The sequence below is a fragment of the Pseudomonas zanjanensis genome (assembly GCF_014268745.2).
Classification (GTDB): domain Bacteria; phylum Pseudomonadota; class Gammaproteobacteria; order Pseudomonadales; family Pseudomonadaceae; genus Aquipseudomonas; species Aquipseudomonas zanjanensis.
In genome coordinates this window covers 73,054-98,484 of sequence record NZ_JABWRB020000005.1, presented here as the reverse complement: position 1 = coordinate 98,484, position 25,431 = coordinate 73,054, and the positions used below count along the sequence as shown (strand labels likewise).

At 61.4% G+C, this 25,431-nt stretch carries 27 protein-coding genes and 1 other RNA gene; 17 read left to right on the top strand and 11 right to left on the bottom strand.

What is annotated here, in order from left to right:
- Window positions 1-786 (bottom strand): transporter substrate-binding domain-containing protein, encoded by a 786-nt coding sequence (locus HU715_RS24300; protein ID WP_135847706.1) that lies wholly within the window; start codon window positions 784-786, stop codon window positions 1-3.
- 254 nt (window positions 787-1,040) lie between these two features.
- Here HU715_RS24300 and HU715_RS24295 point away from each other — a divergent pair, with 254 nt between their 5' ends.
- From HU715_RS24295 to HU715_RS24275, 5 genes are all read left to right on the top strand, one after another.
- Complete coding sequence (locus HU715_RS24295) at window positions 1,041-1,748, top strand: FadR/GntR family transcriptional regulator (protein ID WP_186706828.1); 708 nt, start codon at window positions 1,041-1,043, stop codon at window positions 1,746-1,748.
- A gap of 121 nt (window positions 1,749-1,869) precedes the next feature.
- A complete protein-coding gene (gene trxA / locus HU715_RS24290) occupies window positions 1,870-2,199 on the top strand; it encodes a thioredoxin TrxA (RefSeq protein WP_003206727.1) in 330 nt (109 codons plus the stop codon).
- A 241-nt stretch (window positions 2,200-2,440) separates the two neighbouring features.
- Window positions 2,441-3,700, top strand: coding sequence for a transcription termination factor Rho (rho, locus tag HU715_RS24285; protein ID WP_003206716.1), 1,260 nt, complete (start codon window positions 2,441-2,443; stop codon window positions 3,698-3,700).
- A 124-nt stretch (window positions 3,701-3,824) separates the two neighbouring features.
- Entirely contained in the window at window positions 3,825-5,291 is a 1,467-nt protein-coding gene (gene ubiD, locus HU715_RS24280) for a 4-hydroxy-3-polyprenylbenzoate decarboxylase (RefSeq protein ID WP_186706826.1), read from the top strand.
- A complete protein-coding gene (locus HU715_RS24275; RefSeq protein WP_186706824.1) occupies window positions 5,291-6,259 on the top strand; it encodes a CDP-6-deoxy-delta-3,4-glucoseen reductase in 969 nt (322 codons plus the stop codon). Before ubiD ends, HU715_RS24275 begins: the two co-directional genes overlap by 1 nt.
- A 157-nt stretch (window positions 6,260-6,416) precedes the next feature.
- Here the strand turns inward: HU715_RS24275 and HU715_RS24270 are convergent, their stop codons facing one another.
- Window positions 6,417-7,748 carry an IS110 family RNA-guided transposase gene (locus tag HU715_RS24270; RefSeq protein ID WP_217884307.1) on the bottom strand — a complete coding sequence of 444 codons (1,332 nt, stop codon included), beginning with the start codon at window positions 7,746-7,748 and terminating at the stop codon, window positions 6,417-6,419.
- Window positions 7,749-8,191: 443 nt separating this feature from the next.
- Between HU715_RS24270 and HU715_RS24265 the strand changes: the two genes are divergently transcribed.
- Complete coding sequence (locus tag HU715_RS24265; RefSeq protein ID WP_186707597.1) at window positions 8,192-8,860, top strand: gamma-glutamylcyclotransferase; 669 nt, start codon at window positions 8,192-8,194, stop codon at window positions 8,858-8,860.
- On the opposite strand, the gene glpT is transcribed toward HU715_RS24265, so the two are convergent.
- Window positions 8,836-10,185 carry a glycerol-3-phosphate transporter gene (glpT, locus tag HU715_RS24260; protein WP_186707596.1) on the bottom strand — a complete coding sequence of 450 codons (1,350 nt, stop codon included), beginning with the start codon at window positions 10,183-10,185 and terminating at the stop codon, window positions 8,836-8,838. The genes HU715_RS24265 and glpT overlap by 25 nt on opposite strands.
- A gap of 323 nt (window positions 10,186-10,508) precedes the next feature.
- Between glpT and HU715_RS24255 the strand changes: the two genes are divergently transcribed.
- Window positions 10,509-11,114 (top strand): energy transducer TonB, encoded by a 606-nt coding sequence (locus HU715_RS24255; RefSeq protein ID WP_186707595.1) that lies wholly within the window; start codon window positions 10,509-10,511, stop codon window positions 11,112-11,114.
- A 49-nt stretch (window positions 11,115-11,163) separates the two neighbouring features.
- On the opposite strand, the gene HU715_RS24250 is transcribed toward HU715_RS24255, so the two are convergent.
- A complete protein-coding gene (locus HU715_RS24250) occupies window positions 11,164-12,141 on the bottom strand; it encodes an NADPH:quinone oxidoreductase family protein (protein ID WP_186707594.1) in 978 nt (325 codons plus the stop codon).
- A 150-nt stretch (window positions 12,142-12,291) separates the two neighbouring features.
- On the opposite strand from HU715_RS24250, the gene HU715_RS24245 reads away from it, so the two are divergent.
- Window positions 12,292-12,708, top strand: coding sequence for a flagellar basal body-associated FliL family protein (locus HU715_RS24245; protein WP_186707593.1), 417 nt, complete (start codon window positions 12,292-12,294; stop codon window positions 12,706-12,708).
- Window positions 12,709-12,850: 142 nt separating this feature from the next.
- On the opposite strand, the gene HU715_RS24240 is transcribed toward HU715_RS24245, so the two are convergent.
- Complete coding sequence (locus HU715_RS24240; protein WP_186707592.1) at window positions 12,851-13,303, bottom strand: EVE domain-containing protein; 453 nt, start codon at window positions 13,301-13,303, stop codon at window positions 12,851-12,853.
- Window positions 13,304-13,497: 194 nt separating this feature from the next.
- On the opposite strand from HU715_RS24240, the gene HU715_RS24235 reads away from it, so the two are divergent.
- The gene (locus tag HU715_RS24235; protein ID WP_162893876.1) at window positions 13,498-13,644 is read left to right on the top strand and encodes a hypothetical protein; all 147 of its coding nucleotides are present in this window, start codon (window positions 13,498-13,500) and stop codon (window positions 13,642-13,644) included.
- A gap of 35 nt (window positions 13,645-13,679) precedes the next feature.
- On the opposite strand, the gene HU715_RS24230 is transcribed toward HU715_RS24235, so the two are convergent.
- The 4 genes from HU715_RS24230 to HU715_RS24215 form a co-directional block, all read right to left on the bottom strand.
- Entirely contained in the window at window positions 13,680-14,285 is a 606-nt protein-coding gene (locus HU715_RS24230; RefSeq protein ID WP_186707591.1) for a 5-formyltetrahydrofolate cyclo-ligase, read from the bottom strand.
- Between the two features lie 114 nt (window positions 14,286-14,399).
- Window positions 14,400-14,579, bottom strand: a non-coding RNA gene (gene ssrS / locus HU715_RS24225) — 6S RNA.
- A 30-nt stretch (window positions 14,580-14,609) separates the two neighbouring features.
- A complete protein-coding gene (locus HU715_RS24220; RefSeq protein ID WP_053126417.1) occupies window positions 14,610-14,927 on the bottom strand; it encodes a cell division protein ZapA in 318 nt (105 codons plus the stop codon).
- Window positions 14,924-15,133 (bottom strand): TIGR02449 family protein, encoded by a 210-nt coding sequence (locus HU715_RS24215; protein ID WP_003177365.1) that lies wholly within the window; start codon window positions 15,131-15,133, stop codon window positions 14,924-14,926. The genes HU715_RS24220 and HU715_RS24215 overlap by 4 nt, the downstream gene beginning before the upstream one ends.
- Before the next feature lie 130 nt (window positions 15,134-15,263).
- On the opposite strand from HU715_RS24215, the gene HU715_RS24210 reads away from it, so the two are divergent.
- The 8 genes from HU715_RS24210 (at window position 15,264) to gcvH (ending at window position 24,411) form a co-directional block, all read left to right on the top strand.
- Window positions 15,264-15,818 (top strand): YecA/YgfB family protein, encoded by a 555-nt coding sequence (locus HU715_RS24210; RefSeq protein WP_058542287.1) that lies wholly within the window; start codon window positions 15,264-15,266, stop codon window positions 15,816-15,818.
- A 25-nt stretch (window positions 15,819-15,843) separates the two neighbouring features.
- Window positions 15,844-17,178, top strand: coding sequence for a Xaa-Pro aminopeptidase (gene pepP / locus HU715_RS24205; protein WP_186707590.1), 1,335 nt, complete (start codon window positions 15,844-15,846; stop codon window positions 17,176-17,178).
- The gene (ubiH, locus tag HU715_RS24200) at window positions 17,175-18,362 is read left to right on the top strand and encodes a 2-octaprenyl-6-methoxyphenyl hydroxylase (protein WP_186707589.1); all 1,188 of its coding nucleotides are present in this window, start codon (window positions 17,175-17,177) and stop codon (window positions 18,360-18,362) included. The genes pepP and ubiH overlap by 4 nt, the downstream gene beginning before the upstream one ends.
- A gap of 67 nt (window positions 18,363-18,429) precedes the next feature.
- Window positions 18,430-19,647 carry a 2-octaprenyl-3-methyl-6-methoxy-1,4-benzoquinol hydroxylase gene (locus HU715_RS24195; RefSeq protein WP_186707602.1) on the top strand — a complete coding sequence of 406 codons (1,218 nt, stop codon included), beginning with the start codon at window positions 18,430-18,432 and terminating at the stop codon, window positions 19,645-19,647.
- A gap of 240 nt (window positions 19,648-19,887) precedes the next feature.
- Window positions 19,888-20,892 carry an extracellular solute-binding protein gene (locus HU715_RS24190; protein WP_186707588.1) on the top strand — a complete coding sequence of 335 codons (1,005 nt, stop codon included), beginning with the start codon at window positions 19,888-19,890 and terminating at the stop codon, window positions 20,890-20,892.
- A 227-nt stretch (window positions 20,893-21,119) separates the two neighbouring features.
- The gene (locus HU715_RS24185) at window positions 21,120-22,736 is read left to right on the top strand and encodes an ABC transporter permease (RefSeq protein WP_186707587.1); all 1,617 of its coding nucleotides are present in this window, start codon (window positions 21,120-21,122) and stop codon (window positions 22,734-22,736) included.
- A 156-nt stretch (window positions 22,737-22,892) separates the two neighbouring features.
- Complete coding sequence (gene gcvT, locus HU715_RS24180; RefSeq protein WP_186707586.1) at window positions 22,893-23,975, top strand: glycine cleavage system aminomethyltransferase GcvT; 1,083 nt, start codon at window positions 22,893-22,895, stop codon at window positions 23,973-23,975.
- A gap of 52 nt (window positions 23,976-24,027) precedes the next feature.
- Window positions 24,028-24,411 (top strand): glycine cleavage system protein GcvH, encoded by a 384-nt coding sequence (gene gcvH, locus HU715_RS24175; RefSeq protein ID WP_186707585.1) that lies wholly within the window; start codon window positions 24,028-24,030, stop codon window positions 24,409-24,411.
- 180 nt (window positions 24,412-24,591) lie between these two features.
- On the opposite strand, the gene HU715_RS24170 is transcribed toward gcvH, so the two are convergent.
- Together HU715_RS24170 and HU715_RS24165 are read right to left on the bottom strand one after the other, a co-directional pair.
- A complete protein-coding gene (locus HU715_RS24170) occupies window positions 24,592-24,912 on the bottom strand; it encodes a DUF2388 domain-containing protein (protein WP_186707601.1) in 321 nt (106 codons plus the stop codon).
- Window positions 24,913-24,977: 65 nt separating this feature from the next.
- Window positions 24,978-25,427, bottom strand: coding sequence for an NfeD family protein (locus HU715_RS24165; RefSeq protein WP_186707584.1), 450 nt, complete (start codon window positions 25,425-25,427; stop codon window positions 24,978-24,980).
- Between the last annotated feature and the right edge of the window lie 4 nt (window positions 25,428-25,431).

Below are 25,431 nucleotides of genomic sequence, written 5' to 3'. Positions count from 1 at the left end.
TCAGAGATCGGCCGGCAGCGGCTGCTTGAGCCAGGTCTGGGAGTTTTTCTCCAGGCTGCCATCGGTCTTGGCGGTGGCGAGGATCTGGTTGACCTTGTCCAACAGCGCCGGCTCGTTCTTGTTCACGCCCACGTAAACCGGCGAGTCCTTGAGTTTTACCTTCAGCGCCGGAACACGCTTGGGGTTGCGTTCGCTGATGGCGACCATCACCACATTGCCGCTGGCGATCAGGTCCACCTGGCCGGCCAGGTAGGCGGCGATGGTCGAGTTGTTGTCTTCGAAGCGCTTGATGGTGGCGCCTTCGGGGGCGACTTTGGTCAGCTCGATGTCTTCGATGGCGCCACGGGTGACGCTGATGGTCTTGCCCTTGAGGTCGTCCAGGCCATTGATGGCGGCATCAGGCGGGCCGAACACGGCCAGGTAGAACGGCGCATAGGCGCTGGAAAAGTCGATGACCTTTTCCCGCTCCGGGTTCTTGCCCAGGCTGGAAATCACCAGGTCGACCTTGCCGGTGGTCAGGAACGGGATGCGGTTGGTGCTGTTGACGGGGGTCAGTTCAAGCTTGACCTTGAGCTGGTCGGCCAGCAGTTTCGCGGTGTCGATGTCCAGGCCGCGCGGCTTCATGTCCGGGCCGACCGAACCGAAGGGCGGGAAGTCCTGGGGCACGGCGACCTTGAGGGTGCCACGCTTGACCACGTCTTCCAGGCCATCGGCGTGGGCAGGCAGCTGACAAAGCATCAGGCTGGCGAACAGGGCTGTGAGCAGGGCGCTGCAACGCTGAATCATGGCGAATCTCCGCAATCGGTGATGTGATTTCTGCGTTCGGACAGAGCACAGGCCATGCCAAGCCGGCTCTTCATCGGTCAAAGCCACGGTTTTGCTGGTGGGAGGCGGTCTTACTGGTCTGAACAGTTGCGCCGCGTTTCGCACCTTTATCGGGCGTCGGCATTTGCCGCCGAACCCTGCTGGGGCACGACTTGCCGGGCGCGACGAATAGCTTTACAACTAGCCGCTCACTGGCCCGGTTCGTCTGAAAAATCATGAATTCCATCGCTCGTGCCGTTCCTGAAGTGGCGCTGCAAGCCATCCGCAAACTGATCGTCGATGAAGGCTTCGGCCCCGGCGATGCGCTGCCGTCGCAACGAGACCTGGCGCAACAACTGGGGGTGAGCCGGGCGTCGTTGCGCGAAGCGCTGTCGTCCCTGAGTGCCTTGGGCATGATCAGCGTGCAGCCGGGCAAGGGCGTGTTCGTGCAGGCACCGGTAGAGGCTCCACGCAGCGAGTCCGCGCCGGGGTGGCCGTTCGCGGCCCAGGCTTCGCCGGTGGACATCTTCCAGTTGCGCTACGCCCTGGAAGGTTTCGCGGCGGGGTTGGCGGCGGTGACGCTCAGCGCCGATGAGCTCGACCGGTTGCAAGACAATGTCGAAGCCATGCGCCGGGAATTGAAGGTCGGGGATTTCGACGCCGCCGCGCGGCTGGATTTCGAATTCCATCGGCGAATCCTGCTGGCCAGCGGCAACCAGGCGATGCTGAGCATCCTCACCGCCAGCGCCGACATCTTCCTGGAGAGCCAGAAACTACCGTTCATCCGGGCGGAGCGGGCGATGGAAACCTGGCAGGAGCATCGCAAGATCCTGCGCGCCCTGGCCCGTCGGGCGTCAGGCGCCGCGCAAAAAGCCATGCAGGAACATGTACGTAACGCTGCGCTGCGTACCGGCATTTCCTTTGTCGCTCCCGTAGCTTCTTGAACCGGGCCATACTCAAATACATCGTGCGCCATAGCGAGACTCAATCAACTGCGGCTTCCTGAACCCGGGAAGGGCCGCTATGATGGGCCACGTTTTTTTGCTGATGACCCCGGAGATTTCCATGAGCAGCGATCTGATCAAACACGTTAGCGACGCTAGCTTCGAAGCTGACGTTCTCAAGGCCGAAGGCGCGGTACTGGTCGACTATTGGGCTGAGTGGTGCGGTCCTTGCAAAATGATCGCTCCGGTCCTGGACGAGATTGCCGAGACCTACAAGGGCAAGCTGACCGTTGCCAAGCTGAACATCGACGAAAACCAGGAGACGCCGGCCAAGCACGGCGTGCGTGGTATCCCGACCCTGATGCTGTTCAAGAACGGCAACGTCGAAGCCACCAAGGTCGGTGCGCTGTCGAAGTCGCAACTGGCTGCTTTCCTCGACGCTAACATCTAAGCGCCGAATGCCACTGGAAAAGCCCCGCAAATCGCGGGGCTTTTTCGTTATTCGGGGCTAGACGCTTGCAAACCCAGGTGGTACATTCGGCCCCGCACTGGTTTCTCCATTGCCCCCTGCAAGCCGTCGCCGACGCTCTCCTTTCGAATAAGTACGCGATCCTGTCGCCTTCTCCGCGGCGCGGCCTCATTAAGCCAAAAGCTTAATTTCCCCCCTCCATAAATGATTACGTCATTCCTATATGAATCTGACTGAACTCAAGCAAAAGCCGATTACCGAACTGCTCGAATTGGCCGAACAGATGGGCATAGAAAATATGGCCCGTTCGCGCAAGCAGGACGTGATTTTCTCCCTGCTCAAGAAGCACGCGAAAAGCGGCGAGGAAATCTCCGGTGATGGCGTGCTGGAGATTCTCCAGGACGGCTTCGGCTTCCTTCGCTCCGCAGACGCTTCCTATCTCGCCGGCCCAGACGATATCTACGTCTCGCCGAGCCAGATCCGTCGCTTCAACTTGCGCACCGGTGACACCATCGTTGGCAAGATCCGCCCTCCGAAGGAAGGCGAGCGTTATTTCGCCCTGCTCAAGGTCGACACGATCAACTTCGATCGTCCGGAAAACGCGAAGAACAAGATTCTCTTCGAGAACCTGACCCCGCTGTTCCCGACCGTGCGCATGAAGATGGAAGCCGGCAACGGCTCCACCGAAGACCTCACCGGTCGTGTCATCGACCTGTGCGCACCCATCGGCAAAGGCCAGCGTGGCTTGATCGTGGCGCCGCCGAAAGCGGGCAAGACGATCATGCTGCAGAACATCGCGGCCAACATCGCCCGTAACAACCCTGAAGTTCACCTGATCGTGTTGCTGATCGACGAACGTCCGGAAGAAGTGACCGAGATGCAGCGCACCGTGCGCGGCGAAGTGGTCGCCTCGACGTTCGACGAGCCGCCAACCCGTCACGTGCAGGTTGCCGAAATGGTGATCGAGAAGGCCAAGCGCCTGGTCGAGCACAAGAAGGACGTGGTGATCCTGCTGGACTCCATCACCCGTCTGGCCCGCGCCTACAACACCGTGATCCCGAGCTCCGGCAAGGTGCTGACCGGTGGTGTCGATGCCCACGCGCTGGAAAAACCGAAGCGTTTCTTCGGCGCCGCGCGGAACATCGAGGAAGGCGGTTCGCTGACCATCATCGCCACCGCACTGGTTGAAACCGGTTCGAAGATGGACGAAGTGATCTACGAGGAATTCAAGGGCACCGGCAACATGGAGCTGCCCCTGGACCGTCGTATCGCCGAGAAGCGTGTGTTCCCGGCCATCAACATCAACCGTTCCGGTACCCGTCGCGAAGAATTGCTGACCGCCGATGACGAGTTGCAGCGCATGTGGATCCTGCGCAAGCTGCTGCATCCGATGGATGAAGTCGCTGCCATCGAGTTCCTGGTCGACAAGCTGAAGACGACCAAGACCAACGATGAGTTCTTCCTGTCGATGAAACGCAAGTAAATCGTCAGGACAGGCCAGCAAGAGCCGGGGAAACCCGGCTTTTTGCTATCTGTGCATTCACTATTCTGGACGGGCGGCGTTAAACTCGGGCCCCCGAACGCCACGGCGACCATGAGGCTTTTGCATGCAGTATCGCGACTTGCGCGACTTTATCAGTGGGCTGGAACAGCGCGGCGAACTCAGGCGCATCCAGGTGCCGGTGTCCCCCGTCCTGGAAATGACTGAGGTCTGCGACCGCACCCTGCGCGCAAAAGGCCCGGCGCTGTTGTTCGAAAACCCGACGGGTTATGACATCCCGGTGCTGGGCAACCTGTTCGGCACACCGGAGCGCGTGGCCCTGGGCATGGGTGCCGAAGCGGTCAGCGAATTGCGCGAGATCGGCAAGCTGCTGGCGTTCCTCAAGGAGCCCGAGCCGCCCAAAGGCCTGAAGGACGCTTGGTCGAAGCTGCCGATTTTCCGCAAGATCATTTCCATGGCGCCGAAAGTCGTCAAGGACGCGATCTGCCAGGAAGTGGTGATCGAGGGTGACGATGTCGATTTGGCTATGCTGCCGGTACAGACCTGCTGGCCGGGCGACGTCGGCCCGCTGATCACCTGGGGCCTTACCGTTACCAAAGGCCCGAACAAGGACCGCCAGAACCTGGGCATCTACCGTCAGCAGGTGATCGGCCGCAACAAGGTCATCATGCGCTGGCTGAGCCATCGGGGTGGTGCGCTGGACTACCGTGAGTGGTGTGAAAAACACCCCGGCCAGCCCTTCCCGGTGTCGGTGGCCCTGGGCGCGGACCCGGCGACTATCCTCGGCGCTGTCACGCCCGTGCCCGACAGCCTTTCCGAATATGCCTTCGCCGGCCTGCTGCGGGGCAACCGCACCGAGCTGGTGAAATGCCGTGGCAACGACCTGCAGGTGCCGGCCACCGCCGAGATCATCCTTGAGGGGGTGATCCATCCTGGTGAAATGGCCGACGAAGGACCGTACGGCGACCACACCGGTTACTACAACGAAGTCGACAGCTTCCCTGTGTTTACTGTCGAGCGCATCACCCATCGGATCAAGCCGATCTATCACAGCACCTACACCGGTCGTCCGCCTGACGAACCGGCGATTCTCGGCGTGGCGCTGAACGAAGTGTTCGTGCCTATCCTGCAAAAGCAGTTTCCGGAAATCACCGATTTCTATTTGCCGCCGGAAGGCTGTTCGTATCGCATGGCCGTGGTGACCATGAAGAAGTCGTATCCGGGGCACGCCAAGCGGGTGATGCTCGGCGTCTGGTCGTTTTTGCGACAGTTCATGTACACCAAGTTCGTTATCGTCACCGACGACGATATCAATGCACGGGACTGGAACGACGTGATCTGGGCCATCACCACGCGCATGGACCCCAAGCGCGACACGGTGATGATCGAGAATACGCCGATCGACTACCTCGACTTCGCCTCGCCGGTGTCTGGCCTGGGGTCGAAGATGGGGCTCGATGCCACGCATAAATGGCCCGGTGAAACCACCCGTGAGTGGGGCCGGGTTATCGTCAAGGATGAAGCCGTTACCCAACGGATCGATGCCATCTGGAATCAGTTAGGAATAGATTGATGCGTGTAACCTTGCAGCCTTCCGGCGCGGTGCTGGAGATACAGCCGGCGGAGCGGATTCTCGATGGCGCGCGGCGCCTGGGCTATGAATGCCCGCAAAGCTGCCGCAACGGCAACTGCCACGTCTGTGGCGCGTTGCTGGTGGAAGGCCGTGTGCAACAGGCGGGCGAGGTGCGCGATCACGGTGAGATCTTCACCTGTATCGCCGAGCCGCTGGAGGACTGCGTGGTGCTGTGGGACGGCGTGCTGTCGCCGGGTGAGTTGCCGGTACGCAACCTGGCGTGCCAGGTCATCGAGTGCGCCGACGTAGGCGGTGATGTCTGGCGAGTGCGCCTGCGTGCGCCGGCCGGCAAGCCACCGCGCTATCACGCCGGGCAGTACCTGATGATCGAGCGGGAAAACGGCGAGAAATCGGCTTTTTCCCTGGCCTCGGCGCCGCATTCCGGGCGCGAGCTGCAATTGCACGTATTGGTGCGCGAAAGCAGTGCACAGGCGCTGCTGGAGCAACTGCGACGCAACCCCAGCGTGCGCGTCGAAATGCCGTTTGGCGACACGCATTTGTCCGAGCTACCGGAAGGCCCATTGGTGCTGATCGCCGCTGGAACCGGCATGGCGCAGATGCACAGCTTGATCGAGCACTGCCGCGCGGCGGGCTTCAAGCACCCGGTGCACCTGTATTGGGGCGTGCGGCGGCCGGACGATTTCTATGAAATCGAGCATTGGGACGAATGGAAAAAACTGCCGAACCTGTTCCTGCATAAAGTCGTCAGCGACTTGTGTGGCTGGGAAGGGCGCTGCGGGATGCTCCATGAAGCGGTGTGCGAGGACATCAGTGACCTTTCTGGTGTGCACGTCTATGCCAGCGGTTCGCCAGCCATGATCTATGCCACGCTCGATGCCCTGGTGGAAGCCGGCATGGATGCTCATCAGATGCGTGCGGATGTGTTTGCGTATGCGCCGCGCGCCTGAGCCGCATTCATCCTCCCAGGCTTAGGTCTGCTTTTGTGGCGAGGGAGCTTGCTCCCGCTCGGTTGCGCAGCGACCGCCTCTTTTGGGACTGCTTCGCAGTCCAGCGGGAGCAAGCTCTCATCAAACAAAATCCATCCCCTTGTTCTCCAAAGCTTTTTTAAGCCGCGACCAATCGAACACCCAGCTTTGTAGCCTTACGCTGTAAGGCTCTAAGCTGGCGATCACGGCTTTTGGCCTCGTATTCGTTCATATCCTGCGCCACGTAAGGTTGTCCCTTGGTCAGCATGGCGTAGATCAGGCGGGCCAGTTGGTGAGCCGTAGCCTTAATGGCGCAGGCCGTATCCATGCGAGCCAATCGGGCGCGGTGACTGGCACCGATAAAGCTTTTATCGGTGCGGGCGCTAGAGGCCGCCTGCTTCAACGCTTGTGCCGCCCGGTTAAATACCTTGGGGACATGACCGGGCAAGGGTTTTCCCCCCGATATTCGGGTTGAGGGCGCTACCCCCATCCAGGAGCTGAAATGTTGCTCAGTCGGAAAACGCGACAAATCAGGTCCGACTTCGCTCGCCAGAACCAAGGCGGATTCGATTCCGATGGTGGGAATCGCGGTCAGGTCCACGCCCATGATTCTCACAAGTGCCTGGTGCAAGCTGGCTTGTTCATCTGCCGAGCGATGCGGGCTACGCAGTGGCTTGGTGGGTTGCGTGGGCTCATGGTTCAGCACTGGAAGTCGATCAAGTGCCTGAGTGATGGTCCGATCACATTCGGCAATCTGCTTCTCAAGGAAATCATGAGCAGCCACCTCCTGAGCCAAAGCATGCAGATGCTCGACTCGCCAGTTACCGTGCAGGCTGCGGGCAATGGTTTGGTGATCGGCCTTGATACGGCCGTCTCGGAAGTTGGCCAAGACTTGAGGGTCACGCTCGCCATCGATGATGGCCTTGATGATTTTCATCCCTGTCACGCCAGCAATATTGCTGATGACATTGGCTAACTGAATGTTCATCTGCGTCAGGGCTTTTTGCATGCGGTTGATGGTCTTGGCTTGATCACGAACCTTCATGGCCCGCTGGCGAACCAATGATCGCATCGAGCAAATATCATCAGCGGGTCGGAAAGCACCTCTGAGTAAGCCATGGGTCATGAGTTGCCAGATCCACTGGCAATCCAGAACATCGGATTTACGTCCGCTTATCTGACGAGTTGCACGGGAATTGACCAGATACACCTCAAAGCCCCTTGAATCGAGAAGCTCGAACAGCGGTATCCAGTAAACGCCAGTGGCCTCCATCGCCACGACCTTGATTTTCAGCGATTCCAACCATTCGGCCAGGCTCACCAAATCCTCAGTGAAGGCCGGAAAACAGCGAACCGGCTTGTCGCTTTGATCGGGATTGACGCCAACCCAGTGCTCGCGGCTGCCGATATCGATACCGGCACAATGAGGGTGAATCACTTCAAATCGTTTCTGCTGCTTCTTGCGCGCCATGACAATTCCTCGCAGGATTGAATGGCGCGCGGGGAACACGGTGGCGAACGGATTCACTCTCTCATACGTGGTCACAGCTTGCTGTGCCTACAACGACTCCACGCCGATACCGTGCCGGCCACTCTCCCTCGCGGGTGCGGACACACCAGTGATAGCTACGGCCTCTTTCCCCGCGCGCACCCAATCTTAAGCCGAGCACTTGTTTGCTGCGCGACAGCGCAGCGTCGGCGACGCGGCGGGGACTCCCTCGCCACAACAGCGGATGTCCATCCATCGATATAACATCATATATTTCGTTTCGATATTTAGCCTTGAGGCTAGATACCGATAACGTATATAGGGTACGTAATGGCATTTAACTTGCCTGAATTCCCCTGACCGTCAACACCATGACGGCACCCCGACTACCTTCCGCCCCCGCGAGGAGCCAACCGCTAACGGCCATGACCGCTATCGAATCCGCCATTACCTGTGCCTTGTACCCGCCACGACTCGAACTGGGGCCGCAGCTGACCCGTGAACAATTGCTCGCCTCGATGCAATTGACCATGAGTCTCCACCAGGGCGGTCCGGTCTGGTTGTTCGCGTACGGTTCATTGATCTGGCGGCCGGAATGCACGGCGGTGGAGCGGGTGCGCGGCCGGGTCCATGGTTACCATCGCGGTTTATACCTGTGGTCCCATGAACACCGCGGCACCCCGGAATTGCCAGGATTGGTGTTCGGATTGGATCGCGGCGGTTCATGCAGCGGTTTCGCCTACAGGTTGCCGGAGGAAAATCTCGAGGACTCGCTGTTTGCCCTATGGCAGCGCGAGATGCCGGTGCCGTCCTATCGCCCGCACTGGCTCAGTTGCCGTCTCGAGGATGGCAGCCGGGTGCAAGCCTTGGGTTTTGTGTTGGAGCGACACCTGCCCAGCTATGCCGGCAACTTGCCGGACCATGTGCTGAGCCAGGTGTTCGAAAGCGCCTGTGGGCGTTACGGCACCACTCGCGATTACGTCGAGCAGACCGTACACGCCCTGCGCAGCCACGCCATGCCAGACCGGAACCTGGAGGCGCGGCTCAAGCGCTGCCAGTCAACGCTGGATCAGGCGACTGCTTCGCGGCTCTGACTGGCGATTTGCTTGTGCCATAGGGTTGGCGCGAGGAATGCCATCGCCAGCAGGCAGGCACCGACCAACAGCACAAAACCGCCATTCCAGCCAAAGTGGTCCACGGTGTAGCCCATGGCGGCGCTGGCCGCGACCGATCCACCCAGGTAACCAAACAGACCCGTGAAGCCCGCGGCGGTACCGGCGGCTTTCTTCGGCGCCAGCTCCAGTGCCTGCAAACCGATCAGCATCACCGGGCCGTAGATCAGGAATCCGATGGAAACCAGGGCGATCATGTCGACGGTCGGGTTGCCGGCCGGGTTCAGCCAGTACACCAGCGTTGCCACGGTCACCAGGGCCATGAATACCATGCCGGTCAGGCCACGGTTGCCACGGAAGATCTTGTCGGACATCCAGCCACACAGCAGCGTGCCGGGAATGCCCGCCCACTCGTAGAAGAAATAGGCCCAGGAGCTCTTGTCCACCGTGAAGCCCTTGGCTTCCTTGAGGTAGGTCGGCGCCCAGTCCAGCACGCCGTAGCGCAGCAGGTAGACGAAGACGTTGGCCATGGCGATGTACCAGAGCATCTTGTTGCGCAGCACGTACTTGACGAAGATTTCCTTGGCGCTGAATTCGTTCTCGTGGCTGGCGTCGTAGCCTTCCGGGTAGTCGTTCTTGTATTTCTCGATCGGAGGCAGGCCCACCGATTGTGGGGTGTCGCGCATGGTCGCGAAGGCAAACACCGCAACGACGAGCGCTACGGTAGCGGGCACATAGAATGCCGCGTGCCAATCATTGAACCAGGCCATGCCCAGCAGGAACAGCGGGCCGATCAGGCCGCCACCGACGTTGTGCGCCACGTTCCACACCGACACCACGCCGCCACGTTCCTTCTGCGACCACCAGTGCACCATGGTCCGTCCGCTTGGCGGCCAGCCCATGCCTTGGGCCCAGCCGTTGATGAACAGGAGGATGAACATGATGGTCACGCTGGACGTTGCCCAGGGCGCGAAACCGAACACGAACATCACCCCCGCCGAGACCAGCAAGCCGAAGGGCAGGAAGTAGCGCGGGTTGGAACGGTCGGAGACCAGGCCCATCAGGAACTTCGACAGCCCATAAGCAATGGCGATGGCCGACATGGCCAGGCCCAGCTGGCCACGGGTATAACCCTCGTCGATCAGGTACGGCATGGCCAGGGAGAAGTTCTTGCGCAGCAGGTAATACCCGGCGTAGCCAATGAAGATCCCTGCGAAGATCTGCCAGCGAAGGCGTCGGTAAGTGCTGTCTATTTTTTCTTCAGGCAGGACTGCCTGGTGTGCGGCAGGTCGAAAGAAAGCAAACATTCAAGTGCTCCAGGTTCTTGTTATGGCGGCGGATGCGAATGTTACAGTTTCGTTACCGAAAATAGCATCGCTCGTTGTCGCATAAAAAGCAGAAATTTCGATTGATCATGTTCTTAAGTGAACATGTCGTTCAGACGTAAGCGAAGGGCGTCGTAGGAAATGCCTTCGCGACGCCCTTTCATGCGCCGCATCGGTGAATACGGGGCAAAGCAGTGGGAAACATCCTTCGCCCAAATGGGAAGTCTCGCTATAGGGCCCATGAGCCATGGCCTTTACCCTTTACGTTTCTGCCAGGTCTGGCATTTCAACTGAGGGTTAGGGGCATGAGGTGGTCCGTGGTGATGCTGTTGCTGTGCTTGGCCGGTACGAGCGGGGCAGCGGAAATGTTGTTGGTGCCCGAGCACAATCCCAGGCCGGATTACCCGACGGCCCTGTTCCGCCAGGGCATCATGGGTATGGCCCGGGTCGGCTTCATGGTGCATGCCGATGGTCGTGTCGATGAGGTCACGATCTTGCACAGCGATCATCCGGATTTCGCCGAAGCCGCACGGGAGGCCGTGAGCCAGTGGCGCTTCAAGCCTTGGCCGGTGGATCTTGAACACCCGGCGAAGACGCATGTCGTAGCGCCCTTCGAGTTCCGCCTGGATGACTTGCCACTGGACGCCAATAAATGGATCAAGACGTGGAAGTGCTCGGACATCAACGCCCACGCCAACGGCCAGCTATGGGTGCAGGACTTGCTCCCGTTCCATTACACACGCCTCTACTTATCCAATGTGTTTTTCGTCAAACAGTTACCGGAAGCCGAGCGCCTGGCCTTGATCGCTCGGTTCAACAGGCTCCTGCCCTCGATCGTGCAGCGTTGCGGAAGTTTTCCGGCGGCGCGGTATGTGCGGATGCTGCCGAAGGAGCTTCGTGAGTTGCTTTAGTGCGGGTCAATGGCGGTCCGGCGCATGGGGCATGACCGCCTAGACGCATTCAACGCACCTGCACAACCACCTTCCCCACCGCCTTGCGCTGCCCCAGGTCATTGATCGCCTGGGCGGCGTTGCTCAGCGGATACACCTGGGACACCAGCGGCTTGAGCTTGCCTTCGGCGAACCAGCCGAACAGTTGCTGGAAGTTGGCGGCATTGTCCTTCGGTTGGCGCTGGGCGAAGGAGCCCCAGAACACGCCCACCACGGCGGCGCCCTTGAGCAGGGCCAGGTTCACGGGGAGTTCCGGGATACGCCCACTGGCAAAACCCACCACCAGCAACCGGCCGTTCCAGGCGATGGCGCGGATGGCCTGGTCGAACAGGTCGCCGCCCACCGGGTCGTAGATCACGTCGGCGCCCTGGCCGTCGGTGAGGCGCTTGATTTCATCCTTCAGGCTGGTTTCGCTGTAGTTGATCAAGTCGTCGGCACCGGCGGCCTTGGCCACGGCGAGTTTCTCCGCGCTGCTGGCGGCGGCGATCACCCGGGCGCCCATGGCCTTGCCGATTTCCACGGCCGCCAGGCCAACGCCACCGGAGGCGCCGAGCACCAGCAGGGTTTCGCCGGGTTGCAGGTTGGCCCGTTGCTTGAGGGCGTGCATCGAGGTGCCATAGGTCATGCTGAACGCCGCGGCGGTGTTGAAGTCCATGGACGCGGGAATCGGCAACACGTTATAGCCGGGGACCGCCACCTGTTCGGCAAAGCTGCCCCAGCCGGTCAGCGCCATCACCCGGTCGCCGACTTTCAAGTGGCTGACGTTCTCACCCACCTGGCTGACCACGCCCGCCGCTTCGCCGCCGGGGGAAAACGGGAAGGGTGGCTTGAATTGGTATTTGCCCTCGATGATCAGCGTGTCAGGGAAATTCACCCCGGCGGCGTGCACGTCCAGCAGCACTTCGTTCTTCTTGGCGACGGGGCTGGCGACGTCTTCCAGCACCAGCGATTCGGCGGGGCCGAATTCTTTGCACAGCACGGCTTTCATCAGGGCTATTCCTTTGGGAGTGATGGCCGATAAGTGTAGGTGTGAGAGACAACGGGTCAACGAGCATGCCCCGCCCTGATAGCCGGCCATAAGCTTGTGCTTGAACGGCGGGTCGGTATGCTGGGCCGCAAACCGGATGAGGAATCGATTGTGAAAGCGTGGATCATGTTGATGCTGGCCCTGTCGCTGCCTGTGGCGGCGATGGCCGAAGAGGCCAAGGAAGCGAAAGAGGGCGAGGCACCGAAAGTCAGTTATATCACCCTCAGCCCGCCGTTCGTGGGCAACTATGGCTTGGACGGCACGGCGAAGCTGAAGGTCTACAAGGCCGACGTGGCCCTGCGCGTGACCGGTGATGCCGCCGCCGCGGCGGTCAAGGCCAACGAGCCGCTGATTCGTAACCAATTGGTGGCGTTGTTTGCCCAGCAGACTACCGAGGGGATGAACAACCTCGAAGCCAAGGAAAAACTGCGTCAGGAAGCGTTGAAGCAGACCCAGCAGGTGATGAACGACGAGACTGGCAAGCCGATGGTGGATGATTTGTTGTTCAACAACCTGATCATTCAATAAGTTTTGTGGTGGCTGGGCGGGCCCTATCGCGAGCAGGTTCGCTCCCACAGGTATCCAGAGTGTTCGCAAATACTGTGGCCACCCCGGATCAACTGTGGGAGCGAGCCTGCTCGCGAAGGCGGTTGACCAGCCGCCATATTTCTCAAGGCTTCAGCGCAACCACCGCCGCCCACTGCTCCGCCGTCACCGGCATCACTGACAGTCGCGAGCCTTTCTGCACCAGCGGCATTTCCGCCAGGGCGGTTTGCTGCTTGAGGTAGTCGAGCTTCAGGACGTGGCGGAACGTCTCGACATGGGCCACGTCGATCGCGGTCCAGGGGTTTTTGTCGAGGCTGGCCTTGGAGTCGAAATAATGGCTGTCCGGGTCCAGGGCGGTCGGGTCGGGGTAGGCCGCCTGGATGATTTTGCCGATCCCGGCGATACCGGGCTCGGGGCAACTGGAATGGTAGAAAAAGAATGTGTCGCCCACCGCCATGGCCCGCAGGAAATTGCGTGCCTGGTAGTTGCGAACCCCGTCCCAACGGGCCTGGCCAAGCTTTTCCAAGCCCTGGATGGACAATTCGTCAGGCTCGGATTTCATCAGCCAATAGGCCATGATTGCTACTCCTTGGCGGTGTGGAAAAAATAGTTCAGCGATTTTATGACAAACCGACAGTCGGTTGACGCCAGAGTTTGCGTGTAGGGGCCGGTTGCCGCAAAATGCCGGCCTTCCAAGCTTGACGCTGCTGCACGGCCAATAAGAAAACCGCTGCTGTCATCGTGTGTGATATGCCTTGAGGGGGGCAATCGATGAAACGCAAACCGGATTTGTTGTGGATCTTGGTCATTCTGTTCGGCCTGGGTGTCGTGACCACGGGTTACGCCCAAAGCCTGTGGGCCAACAAGACCGAGGCGCCGGTGGACATCACCCAACCCGCGCCATCGCTCAAACGCTGAACCCGCTTTCCAGGCGCCGCGGATGACCGTGGCGTCTATCCCGCGATATACCACCGCCTGTCGCTGACCGTTCCCTGTAGCGGTACGTCCCAGCTTGCCTGCGCCAATCGTTCGACCTTCTGGCATTCATGGGCCAGCCCCAATAGCGTTGGCTTGCGCCACTGCTTGCGTCGCGCCAGGTACGCCAGGCTGCGGTCGTAAAAACCGCCGCCCATGCCCAATCGACCTCCCGCATCGTCAAATCCCACCAGTGGCAACAACACCAGGTCCAGCGTCCAGACCTTGCGTTGCCGGGCGACGTTCTTGCGTGGTTCAGGGATACGAAACCGATTGGGCTGCATCTGTTCGCCGGGGTGGATGCGTTGGAATACCATCTTGGTCTGCGGCCACGGGCTGAGTACCGGCAGGTAAGTGGCCTTGCCCCGGCGCTGGGCCGCGCGCAGCAGCAGGCGCGGGTCGATTTCGCCATCGTTGGGCAGGTACAGGGCGATGTGCTTTGCACGGCGAAACAGCGGGTGCTGGGCCAGTTGTTTGTACAGCCCGCGGGCGGCTTGCCGTTGCTGGGCGGGCGTCAGAGCGCGACGGGCCTGGCGCAGCAGGCGTCGAAGTTGCGGGCGGGGCAGCAGCGCGGGTTCGGTCATATCAAGGCTTCACGCAGTGGCGATGTCACAGCGTAACCGCAAAACAGGGTGCCCAGAAATGCCTGCGCCAGAAACGACAATGCCAGTTCATATGAACTGGCATTGTCTGGAGTCAGGCTCCCCGGATGAACCGCTGTCGGCTTAGCCCTTGAACCCGAAAGTTCAAGGTGGAAGTTGCAGGAGGCGTTAAGGCTTTCCGTCAAGCGGACATGCACACCGGCCCCAACGTGCAACCCCCGTGGTTGTGCGTATCGGCTCAGGGACATCACCAACTGGCAAGCACCCCAGGGAGTGACGCGAGTATACCCCAGGCAGCTTCGCGAATCAGCCCTTGGCGACGTCTGGATCGGTGGCGAGCACCAGATCCACCCGATCGAGCAGGTCGCGCACCTGTTCACGGGTCGAGCCGCTGACCTGTACGTCCGGCGTATCCTGGCGATGCAACAGGTCGTGGGTGATGTTCAAGGCGGCCATCACGGCGATGCGATCGGCGCCGATGACTTTGCCGCTGCTGCGGATCTCGCGCATCTTGCCGTCCAGGTAACGGGCGGCGCTCACCAGGTTGCTGCGCTCTTCCTGGGGGCAGATGATCGAATATTCTTTGTCGAGGATCTGCACGGTAACGCTATTGCTTGAACTCATGAGTCTTGCTCCAGGGCCTTGAGGCGCGAAATCATCGATTCGACCTTACGCCGGGCGATTTCGTTTTTTTCAATGAGGTGCGCGCGTTCCTCGCGCCAGGTTTTTTCCTGAGCTAATAGGAGTCCGTTTTGGCTCTTAAGTTGCTCGACCCGGTCAATTAGCAGTTCGAGTCTGGCCATCAGCGCTTGCAGGTCGGTGTCTTCCATTGTGTCCACTGAAGAATGTGTCTGATGGAGGGATGTAGGTCGCACAGCCTCTGATAGTCTTGGCGAGTCTGTCGATGTAGGATACAAGGCCTCCATTCTAGACATAGCGCCGTCTGGCGCCTAGCTGCCCATGCCCATTCAGAATTCCCCGTACCAAGCATTTGCCACCCTGCTGAGCACCAGCGGTCATCCTGTCTCGCCTGCCGAACTGCATGGCCTGTTGCTCGGTCGCAGCTGCGCCGGCGCCGGCTTCGAGGCCGACGGCTGGTTGGCCGACGCCGCCGAGCTGTTGGAAGGCGAGCCGGCGGACAACGTCCGTAACGCGCTGATCGGCCTGCAGGAAATGGTCAAGGGCGAGTTGACCAGCGACGACATGACCGTCGTCCTGCTGTTGCCCACTGACGACGCCCCCCTGGCCGAACGCGCCGCGGCGCTGGGCCAGTGGTGTCAGGGCTTCCTCGCCGGCTTCGGCCTGACCCGCCGCGAATACGCGCTGAGCGAAGAAGCGAAGGAAGTGCTGCAGGATCTGGCCGCGATTTCCCAGGTCCAGGATGCCCTGGAAGAGTCCGACGACGGCGAAAGCGACTACATGGAAGTGATGGAGTACCTGCGGGTCGCGCCATTGCTGCTGTTCACCGAGACCAAGAAAACCGATGCAGCGGCCCCCAAGCCGTCCTTGCATTAATTGTTAGAGGGAACCCCGTCTGCCCATGATTCATATCCCGAAATCGGAATACAGCCGTCGCCGCAAGGCCTTGATGGCGCAGATGGAACCCAACAGCATCGCAATCCTGCCCGCCGCCGCCGTTGCGATCCGCAACCGCGACGTCGAGCATGTCTACCGCCAGGACAGCGACTTCCAATACCTCAGCGGCTTTCCCGAGCCGCAAGCGGTGCTGGTGCTGATGCCCGGCCGCGCCCATGGCGAATACATCCTCTTTTGTCGCGAGCGCAACGCCGAACGTGAGTTGTGGGACGGCCTGCGCGCCGGCCAGGAAGGGGCGATCCGTGACTACGGTGCCGACGACGCTTTTCCCATCACCGACATCGACGACATCCTGCCGGGCCTGATCGAAGGTCGCGACCGGGTGTATTCGGCCATGGGCAGCAACCCTGAATTCGACCGGCACCTGATGGAGTGGATCAACGTGATTCGCTCCAAGGCCCACCTCGGCGCCCAGCCGCCGAACGAATTCGTTGCCCTGGATCACTTGCTGCACGACATGCGCCTGTATAAATCGGCGGCGGAACTGAAGGTCATGCGCGAAGCGGCGCGGATCTCCGCCCAGGCGCATATCCGGGCGATGCAGGCGGCGCGCCCGGGGTTGCATGAGTTCAGCCTGGAGGCCGAGCTCGATTATGAGTTTCGCAAGGGCGGGGCGAAGATGCCGGCCTACGGCTCGATCGTCGCGGCGGGGCGCAACAGCTGCATCCTGCACTACCAGCAGAACGACGCGTTGCTCAAGGACGGCGACCTGGTGTTGATCGACGCCGGCTGTGAAATCGACTGCTACGCCAGCGATATCACGCGTACCTGGCCGGTCAGCGGCAAGTTTTCGCCCGAACAGAAGGCGATCTACGAAGTGGTGCTGGCTGCCCAGGAAGCCGCGTTTGCCCAGATCGCACCGGACAAACACTGGAACCAGGCCCACGAAGCGACGGTCCGGGTCATTACCGAAGGGTTGGTGCGCCTGGGGCTGCTGGAAGGTGAGGTGGACGATTTGATTGCCAGCGAGGCCTACCGGGCGTTCTACATGCACCGCGCCGGCCATTGGCTAGGCATGGACGTGCATGATGTGGGCGAATACCGGGTCGGCGGCGAATGGCGGGTCCTGGAAATCGGCATGACGTTGACGGTGGAACCGGGCATCTATATCAGCCCGAACAACCGCAGCGTCGCGAAAAAATGGCGCGGCATTGGCGTGCGCATCGAGGATGACGTGGTAGTGACCAAGACCGGTTGTGAAATCCTGAGCCGAGGCGTGCCGAAAACGGTCGCCGACATCGAGGCCCTGATGGCCGCCGCCCGGACGCAAGCGGCATGAGCCGGATCAACGTGGCCATCATCGGCGGCGGCCTGGTCGGCGCGAGCCTGGCCCTGGCCCTGCAGGCTGGTGCCAAGGCCCGGGGCTGGAAGATCATGCTGATCGAGCCCTTCGCCCCTGGCGACGCCTGGCAGCCAAGCTACGATGCCCGGTCCTCGGCATTGTCCTACGGTGCCCGGCAGATTTATCAACGCCTGGGTGTCTGGCAGGAAATTTCCCGCCGCGCCGAACCGATCAAGCAGATCCATGTGTCCGACCGCGGGCGGTTTTCCACGGCGCGGCTGTCGGCCATGGAGGAAGGTGTGCCAGCGCTGGGTTATGTGGTGGAAAACGCCTGGCTCGGCCAGTGCCTGTGGCAAGGCCTGGACCCGGAAGTGGTCAGTTGGCGCTGTCCGGCGCAGGTGACGCGCATGGAGCCATTGGTCGGCGGTTATCGCCTGACCCTCGACGACGAAACCACCCTGGAATGCGATCTTGCGGTACTGGCCGATGGTGGTCGCTCCAGCCTGCGCGAGCAGTTGGGCGTCGGCGTGCGCAGTCGCCCTTATGACCAAAGCGCCTTGATTGCCAACATCACCCCCAGCGAAGCCCACAATGGCATGGCCTTCGAACGCTTCACCGATGACGGCCCGATGGCCTTGTTGCCGCTGCCGGAGAATCGCTGCGCGCTGGTCTGGACCCGCCAGGGCATGGACGCACAACGGCTGGCAGCCCTCGACGAGCGCGGCTTCCTCAGCGAATTGCAGGGCGTGTTCGGTTATCGCCTGGGGACGCTGAAACAGGTGGGCGTGCGGCACTTGTACCCGCTGGCGTTGGTGGAGGCTGAAGAGCAGGTCCGTCCGCACCTGGCAATCCTCGGCAACGCCGCCCACAGCCTGCATCCAATTGCCGGGCAGGGGTTCAACCTGTCCCTGCGCGATGCCCAGGCCCTGGCCGATGCCTTGCTCGACAGCGACGGCGAGCCCGGAGATTTTGCCGTGTTGCAGGCTTATCGCGAGAGCCAGCGCACGGACCAGGCCCTGACCGTGGGCTTCTCCGACCAGGTCACGCGCCTGTTCGGCAGCAACCTGCCGCTGGTGTCCCTGGGCCGTAACCTCGGCTTGCTGGGCCTCGACCTGTTGCCTCCGGCCAAGCGCTGGTTCGCCCGCCAGGCCATGGGCTTGGGGACGCGTCCCGATGCGTGAGGCTGGCGTGGTCACTTCTTTTCATGGGCGACTGACGTCGCCAGCAAAACAGGCATAGAGCATGGAATTGCGTGCAGATCTGCTGATTGTCGGCGCCGGTATGGTCGGCAGCGCCCTGGCGCTGGCGTTGCAGGGCAGTGGCCTGCAAGTGCTGTTGCTCGACGGCAGCCCGATGAGCGTCAAGCCCTTCGATCCCCAGGCCGCGTTCGAGCCCCGGGTCAGCGCCTTGTCGACGGCCAGCCAGCGAATCCTCGACCGCCTGGGCGTCTGGGACGGCATCACCACCCGGCGTGCCAGCCCTTATACCGACATGCACGTCTGGGACGGCAGCGGCACCGGGCAGATTCATTTTTCCGCCGCCAGCCTGCACGCCGAGACGCTTGGGCACATCGTTGAAAATCGCGTGGTGCAGGACGCGCTGCTGGATCGGTTGCATGACTGCGACCTGGGCCTGCTGGCCAATGCCCGGCTGGAACAGATGCGTCGCTCCGGCGATGATTGGTTGCTGACCCTGGCCGATGGCCGCACCCTGCGCGCGCCCCTGGTCATTGCCGCCGACGGCGCGAATTCGGCTGTGCGCCGCCTGACCGGCGTGGCAACACGCGAATGGGATTACCTGCACCACGCCATCGTCACCAGCGTACGCAGCACCCGGCCGCATCGAATGACGGCATGGCAGCGCTTCACCGATAACGGTCCGCTGGCGTTCCTGCCCCTTGAGCGTGACGGCCAGCATGACTGGTGCTCGATTGTCTGGTCCACCACCCCCGAAGAAGCGCAGCGTTTGATGGCGCTCGATGACATTCGATTCTGCAACGAGCTGGAACGCGCCTTCGAAGGCCAGCTCGGTCCGGTACTGAGCGCCGACCCGCGCCTGTGCGTGCCGCTGCGCCAGCGCCATGCCAAACGCTACGTGGCCGAAGGGCTGGCGCTGATCGGCGACGCGGCCCACACCATCCATCCGTTGGCTGGGCAGGGGGTGAACCTGGGCTTCCTCGACGCCGCCGTGCTGGCCGAAGTGCTGTTGCAAGCGGCCGCACGCGGCGAACGCTTGGCGGACATGAAGGTGTTGAGCCGCTACGAGCGGCGCCGCATGCCCCACAACCTGGCGCTGATGGCCGCGATGGAGGGCTTCGAGCGGTTGTTCCAGGCCGATCCGCTGCCGGTGCGCTGGTTGCGTAACACCGGGTTGAAACTGGTAGACCGCTTGCCTGAGGCCAAGGCGCTGTTCGTGCGCGAGGCGCTGGGGTTGATTGGGGATTTGCCGGATCTGGCCAAGGCTTGAGAGGTGGGTTGGGCTTATGGCCCTATCGCGGGCAAGCCTTGCTCCCACAAGCTCTTGCTTCCCCCGGATGTCCGATGTAGGAGCTGTTGTGGGAGCAAGGCTTGCCCGCGATGGCTGTCGCAAAACACTGCACAGCTCAAGGCTGCAACATTTGGAAATGTGTCCGCCTACTGTTCGATTGTGATGGCAAATGTGAGTCCTTATCATTTGTGCTTCGCTCACCATCCAGAGACCGCTACCATGTTGGCAACCAAACGCCTGCTGTCCGCCCTCGCCTTGACCCTGATCGGCACCACTGCCGCCCAGGCCGCCGATGAGGTGGTGGTCTACTCCTCGCGCATCGATGAACTGATCAAGCCGGTCTTCGACGCCTACACCAAGAAAACCGGCGTATCGGTGAAGTTCATCACTGACAAGGAAGCGCCGTTGATGCAGCGGATCAAGGCCGAAGGCGCAAACGCCACCGCCGACCTGCTGCTCACCGTCGATGCCGGTAACCTTTGGCAAGCCGAGCAGATGGGCATTCTCCAGCCGTTTACCTCCCCGGTGATCGACGCCAACATCCCGTCTCAATACCGCGCGTCCTCCCACGCCTGGACTGGCTTGAGCCTGCGGGCGCGGACCATCGTCTATTCCACCGAGCGGGTTAAACCCAGCGAATTGACCACCTATGAAGCGTTGGCTGGCAAAGAGTGGGAAGGCCGCCTGTGCCTGCGGACCTCGAAGAAGGTCTACAACCAGTCCCTGACTGCCACCCTGATCGAAACCCACGGGGCGGAAAAAACCGAGGAAATTCTCAAGGGCTGGGTCAAGAACCTGTCCACTGACGTGTTCTCCGACGACACTGCGTTGCTTGAAGCGATCAACGCTGGCCAATGCGATGTCGGCATCGTCAACACCTACTACTATGGCCGCTTGCACCAGCAGAAGCCGGATCTGAAGGTCAAGCTGTTCTGGCCGAACCAGGCTGATCGTGGCGTGCACATCAACCTCTCCGGCATTGGCTTGACCCAGCATGCACCGCATCCGGAAGCCGCGAAGAAGCTGGTGGAGTGGATGACCACGCCAGAAGCACAGAGCATTTTCGCCGACGTGAACCAGGAATTCCCGGCCAACCCGAAAGTCGAACCGTCCAAGGAAGTGGCAGCCTGGGGCAAGTTCAAGGCCGACACCCTGCCGGTGGAAGTCGCGGGTAAACGCCAGGCCGAAGCCATTCGCATGATGGATCGCGCTGGCTGGAATTAACCCGAAGTCAGGCACGATTCCCTGTGGCGAGGGGATTTATCCCCGCTGGGTTGCGAAGCAGCCCCCAAGCGGAGAACGCGGCGTTGCAGACGGGTTGAGTTGTCTGCAATTGGGCTTGCTCCGCAAGCCAGCGGGGATAAATCCCCTCGCCACAGGTTTTCTGCGGCTGGTTATAAAATAGGTGCCCGCGCCAATGCGCGGGCATCCTCATTTAACGAGAGTTTTCCTTGGCCCACCCCGCCCAACGCCGTTGGTACCCCCTGGTCTTCGCCATCGCCGCGTTAGTCCTGTTGCCCTTGAGCGTCTTGCTGCTGTCGTGGCAGAGCATCGACCAACAGATCTGGTCCCACCTGTGGGACACGCAAATGCCACGCCTGCTAGGCAACACCCTCACGTTGATCCTTGGCGTGGGAACCGGTGTGACGCTGTTGGGGGTCAGTCTCGCTTGGCTCACCAGCCTGTGTGAGTTCCCGGGGCGACGCTGGCTCGACTGGGCGTTGATGCTGCCGTTTGCGATTCCGGCCTATGTGCTGGCGTTTGTCTTCGTGGGTCTGCTGGATTTTGCCGGCCCTGTGCAGACGCTGATGCGAGAGTGGTTCGGCAGCGGCCTGCGCTTGCCTCGGGTTCGTTCCACCGGCGGGGTAATCCTGGTGCTGGTGCTGGTCTTTTATCCTTACGTCTATCTGCTGGCACGCAGTGCCTTCCTGGCCCAGGGCAAGGGCCTGATGGAGGCTGCCCGGGTGCTGGGGCAATCGCCGTGGCAGGCGTTCTGGCGCGTGGCGCTGCCGATGGCCCGGCCGGCCATCGGTGCAGGCGTGGCGCTGGCGCTGATGGAAACCCTGGCGGATTTCGGTGCGGTGTCAGTGTTCAACTTCGACACCTTCACCACCGCCATCTACAAGACCTGGTACGGATTCTTCAGCCTATCCAGCGCAGCCCAACTGGCCAGCCTGCTGTTGTTGGCGGTGATGCTGGTGCTCTACGGCGAACGCCGGGCCCGCGGCGCCAACCGAGCCAGCAACGAGCGGCCCCGGGTCAAGGCGTTGTACACGTTGCGCGGCTTCAAGGCCGTGGCGGCCAGTGGCTGGTGCTTCCTGGTGTTTGCCTGCGCGTTTGTCATCCCGGTGCTGCAATTGGTGGTGTGGTTCTGGCAACGCGGCCGTTTCGACTTGGATGAGCGTTATGCCGGGCTGATCGTCCACACCCTCTACTTGGGCGGCCTGGCCGCGTTGGTCACCGTCTGCGTGGCCTTGCTGCTGGCGTTCGCCCGGCGGTTGGCGCCGACCCGCCCGATTCGTGCCGGCGTCGGCCTGGCGAACCTGGGGTATGCCTTGCCCGGTTCGGTGTTGGCGGTGTCGATCATGCTCGCGTTCAGCTACCTGGACCGTGAGCTGGTCATTCCGCTGTCGACCTGGCTCGGCGGCGCAGGCAAGCCGTTGCTGCTGGGCAGCCTGTCGGCGCTGTTGTTGGCGTATCTGGTGCGCTTCCTGGCCGTGGCCTACGGTCCGTTGGAGAGCAGCCTGGCGCGAATTCGTCCGTCCTTGCCCGAAGCGGCACGTAGCCTTGGGGTCAGTGGGCCACGACTGTTTTTCAAAGTGTATCTGCCGTTGTTGTTGCCCGGGACATTGAGCGCGGCGTTGCTGGTGTTCGTCGATGTGCTCAAGGAAATGCCCGCGACGCTGCTGATGCGCCCGTTCGGCTGGGACACGCTGGCGGTGCGGATCTTCGAGATGACCAGCGAAGGGGAGTGGGCCCGGGCCGCGTTGCCGGCGCTGACGTTGGTCTTGGTGGGGTTGTTGCCGGTCATCGGATTGATACGACGTTCGGCCCATCGAAACAGCTAGGTGTCAGTCCTACCTCATGCGGCTACAATGCGCGGCATTCGGTGCGGTCCGTCTGTCGGACCGGGCAACTGAGAGCGTCAGAAAACTCCTTTTTTTCAGGCGTTCGCGCTACGCAGTGTCCGTCCGCACCTTCGCCAAGCCCGGAAGGAGAAACCCATGGGACAGCGTACGCCTCTGTATGACCTTCATCTCGCCCTCGGCGCGAAGATGGTCGATTTTGGCGGTTGGGATATGCCTTTGCACTACGGCTCGCAAGTCGAAGAGCACCATCAGGTGCGTCGCGACTGCGGTGTGTTCGATGTATCCCACATGACCGTGATCGATGTCGCCGGCCCCCAGGCCAAGGTCTGGCTGCAGCGCTTGCTGGCCAATGACGTCGACCGCTTGCAGGGCTCAGGCAGTGCCTTGTACAGCGCGATGCTCAATGAGCGCGGCGGCATTGTCGACGACATGATCATCTACCGTGTCGAGGACGGCTATCGACTGGTCTTCAACGCCTCGACCCGCGATCAGGACCTGGCCTGGATGCAGGCGCAGCTCGGTGACTACGACGTGCAGCTACACGAGCGCGCCGAGCTGGCGATGCTGGCGATCCAGGGCCCCCACGCTCGGCAAAAAATTGCCGAGCTGGTCACGCAACCGCGTGGGCAAATCATCCAGCAACTCAAGCCTTTCGAAGGTCGCGCCGACGGCGAATGGTTCATCGCCCGGACCGGCTACACCGGCGAAGATGGCCTGGAAATCGTCTTGCCTGCGCAGGAGGCCCCGAGTTTCTTCAACGACCTCGTAGGGGCCGGCATTTCGCCCATCGGCCTCGGCGCCCGCGATACCTTGCGCCTGGAAGCCGGCATGAACCTCTACGGCCAGGACATCGGTCAGGACGTTTCGCCCCTGGCCTCGAACATGGCCTGGAGCATCGCCTGGGAACCGGCGAGCCGTCCGTTCATCGGGCGCAGTGCGCTGGAGGCCGAGCTTGCCAGCGGTGTGCAGCACAAACTGGTCGGGCTGGTGCTGGAAGAGCGGGGCGTTTTGCGCGCCCATCAGGTGGTTCGCATCGCCAATGTTGGCGAAGGAGAGATCACCAGTGGTAGTTTTTCTCCTACGCTTAGCAAGTCGATCGCCCTGGCACGTGTTCCGATGGCAACCGCCGACCGGGCCGAGGTGGAAATTCGTGGTAAGTGGTACCCGGTACGGGTGGTCAAACCGACCTTCGTCCGCCATGGCAAAACCCTGATCTAACCTTTTGCGGCGGGCCGCTGGCCGCTGACACTTTCTCTTGAGGACACAGAATATGAGTGATATCCCTGCCGACCTGCGGTTTGCCGAAAGCCATGAGTGGGCCCGTCTGGAAGCTGACGGCACCGTCACCGTGGGCATCAGCGATCATGCGCAGGAAGCCTTGGGCGATGTGGTGTTTGTCGAGCTGACGGAAATCGGTAAGGTCTTTGCCACGGGTGACCAGGCCGGTGTGGTTGAGTCGGTCAAGGCCGCTTCCGACATCTACTCCCCGGTTGGCGGCGAAGTGATCGCGATCAACGAAGAGTTGGGCGGTTCGCCGGAGTTGCTGAACTCCGATCCGTACGGTGCGTGGATCTTCAAGCTCAAGCCAAGCGACAAGGCTGAGCTGGACACGTTGCTCGATGCGGCAGGCTACCAGGCCGCTATCGGCGAATAACCCGGATCCAATGTGGGAGCGGGCTTGCTCGCGAAAGCGGTGTGTCAGGTTCAGTAGTGTTGACTGATACACCGCTTTCGCGAGCAAGCCCGCTCCCACAGGGGACTGGGGCTGTCTCGGGATTATTCACCGGGCAAAAAAATGCCGCTCAATCGAGCGGCATTTTTCATGGGCCGGGAATCACTCCTGGGCGACGGCGTTTTTCGCCAGGATCGCGTTGGCCAGTTCCATGTCGGTGGCTTGCAGGCCTGGGTTGTCGGCACGCACTTTCTGCATCGCTGCCTCCAGGTAAGGGCCGCGGATACCGCCATCACTGGCGACGAAGCTGCCGGCATCGTCCTGGGCGGCGACGATCAGCTTGTTATCCTTGAAGGTCAGGTAGGTGGAACCGGTGGTCGCACCGGATGAGATGACGTTACGCCAAAACGTGTCGGCCATTGCCGAGCCAACAGGAAGAGACAGCAAGGCTAGGGTAGCGACAGCAAGTTTGAGACGCATGATAGGTGACTCCACTGGGTTAACTATGACGTTGGATTACCTGCGTCTCGATTCAGTTCCATGACTTGTCAGTCAGCCCGCTCCACTTGCAATACCGCGCCTTCCTGGGCCACCACCTTGACCCGCGTACCAATGGGCGACTCGGGCCCCTTGGCCAGCCAGACGCTGTCGGCCACCTTGATCTTGCCGCGGCCCTCGACGATCGCTTCATGCACCAGGAAGACCTTGCCGATCAGTTCCTGTCCGCGCAGGTTCAGGAGCGGCTGATCGCTTTGGCGCACCGCGCTGCGCTGGCGTTGCCACCAGTACAGCGCCGTGGCGATGGCAAACAGGCCGAACAACAGGAACTGCAGCTCCCACGGCATCTGCGGCAGGATGAACGTGAGTACGCCGACTGCCGCGGCGGCCATGCCGATCCACAGCAAGTAGCCACCGGCGCCGAAGACTTCGAGGATCAGCAGGATCACGCCCAGCGCCAGCCAGTCCCAGTACGACATGTGTTGCAGGAACTCCCACATACGC

What these genes read in the sequence shown, in the direction of transcription:
- HU715_RS24300 (WP_135847706.1), bottom strand. Translation starts at nt 786, where the DNA reads ATGATTCAGCGTTGCAGCGCCCTGCTCACAGCCCTGTTCGCCAGCCTG.
- HU715_RS24295 (WP_186706828.1), top strand. Translation starts at nt 1,041, where the DNA reads ATGAATTCCATCGCTCGTGCCGTTCCTGAAGTGGCGCTGCAAGCCATC.
- trxA (WP_003206727.1), top strand. Translation starts at nt 1,870, where the DNA reads ATGAGCAGCGATCTGATCAAACACGTTAGCGACGCTAGCTTCGAAGCT.
- rho (WP_003206716.1), top strand. Translation starts at nt 2,441, where the DNA reads ATGAATCTGACTGAACTCAAGCAAAAGCCGATTACCGAACTGCTCGAA.
- ubiD (WP_186706826.1), top strand. Translation starts at nt 3,825, where the DNA reads ATGCAGTATCGCGACTTGCGCGACTTTATCAGTGGGCTGGAACAGCGC.
- HU715_RS24275 (WP_186706824.1), top strand. Translation starts at nt 5,291, where the DNA reads ATGCGTGTAACCTTGCAGCCTTCCGGCGCGGTGCTGGAGATACAGCCG.
- HU715_RS24270 (WP_217884307.1), bottom strand. Translation starts at nt 7,748, where the DNA reads ATGGCGCGCAAGAAGCAGCAGAAACGATTTGAAGTGATTCACCCTCAT.
- HU715_RS24265 (WP_186707597.1), top strand. Translation starts at nt 8,192, where the DNA reads ATGACCGCTATCGAATCCGCCATTACCTGTGCCTTGTACCCGCCACGA.
- glpT (WP_186707596.1), bottom strand. Translation starts at nt 10,185, where the DNA reads ATGTTTGCTTTCTTTCGACCTGCCGCACACCAGGCAGTCCTGCCTGAA.
- HU715_RS24255 (WP_186707595.1), top strand. Translation starts at nt 10,509, where the DNA reads ATGAGGTGGTCCGTGGTGATGCTGTTGCTGTGCTTGGCCGGTACGAGC.
- HU715_RS24250 (WP_186707594.1), bottom strand. Translation starts at nt 12,141, where the DNA reads ATGAAAGCCGTGCTGTGCAAAGAATTCGGCCCCGCCGAATCGCTGGTG.
- HU715_RS24240 (WP_186707592.1), bottom strand. Translation starts at nt 13,303, where the DNA reads ATGGCCTATTGGCTGATGAAATCCGAGCCTGACGAATTGTCCATCCAG.
- HU715_RS24235 (WP_162893876.1), top strand. Translation starts at nt 13,498, where the DNA reads ATGAAACGCAAACCGGATTTGTTGTGGATCTTGGTCATTCTGTTCGGC.
- HU715_RS24230 (WP_186707591.1), bottom strand. Translation starts at nt 14,285, where the DNA reads ATGACCGAACCCGCGCTGCTGCCCCGCCCGCAACTTCGACGCCTGCTG.
- HU715_RS24220 (WP_053126417.1), bottom strand. Translation starts at nt 14,927, where the DNA reads ATGAGTTCAAGCAATAGCGTTACCGTGCAGATCCTCGACAAAGAATAT.
- HU715_RS24215 (WP_003177365.1), bottom strand. Translation starts at nt 15,133, where the DNA reads ATGGAAGACACCGACCTGCAAGCGCTGATGGCCAGACTCGAACTGCTA.
- HU715_RS24210 (WP_058542287.1), top strand. Translation starts at nt 15,264, where the DNA reads ATGCCCATTCAGAATTCCCCGTACCAAGCATTTGCCACCCTGCTGAGC.
- pepP (WP_186707590.1), top strand. Translation starts at nt 15,844, where the DNA reads ATGATTCATATCCCGAAATCGGAATACAGCCGTCGCCGCAAGGCCTTG.
- ubiH (WP_186707589.1), top strand. Translation starts at nt 17,175, where the DNA reads ATGAGCCGGATCAACGTGGCCATCATCGGCGGCGGCCTGGTCGGCGCG.
- HU715_RS24190 (WP_186707588.1), top strand. Translation starts at nt 19,888, where the DNA reads ATGTTGGCAACCAAACGCCTGCTGTCCGCCCTCGCCTTGACCCTGATC.
- gcvT (WP_186707586.1), top strand. Translation starts at nt 22,893, where the DNA reads ATGGGACAGCGTACGCCTCTGTATGACCTTCATCTCGCCCTCGGCGCG.
- gcvH (WP_186707585.1), top strand. Translation starts at nt 24,028, where the DNA reads ATGAGTGATATCCCTGCCGACCTGCGGTTTGCCGAAAGCCATGAGTGG.
- HU715_RS24165 (WP_186707584.1), bottom strand. Translation starts at nt 25,427, where the DNA reads ATGTGGGAGTTCCTGCAACACATGTCGTACTGGGACTGGCTGGCGCTG.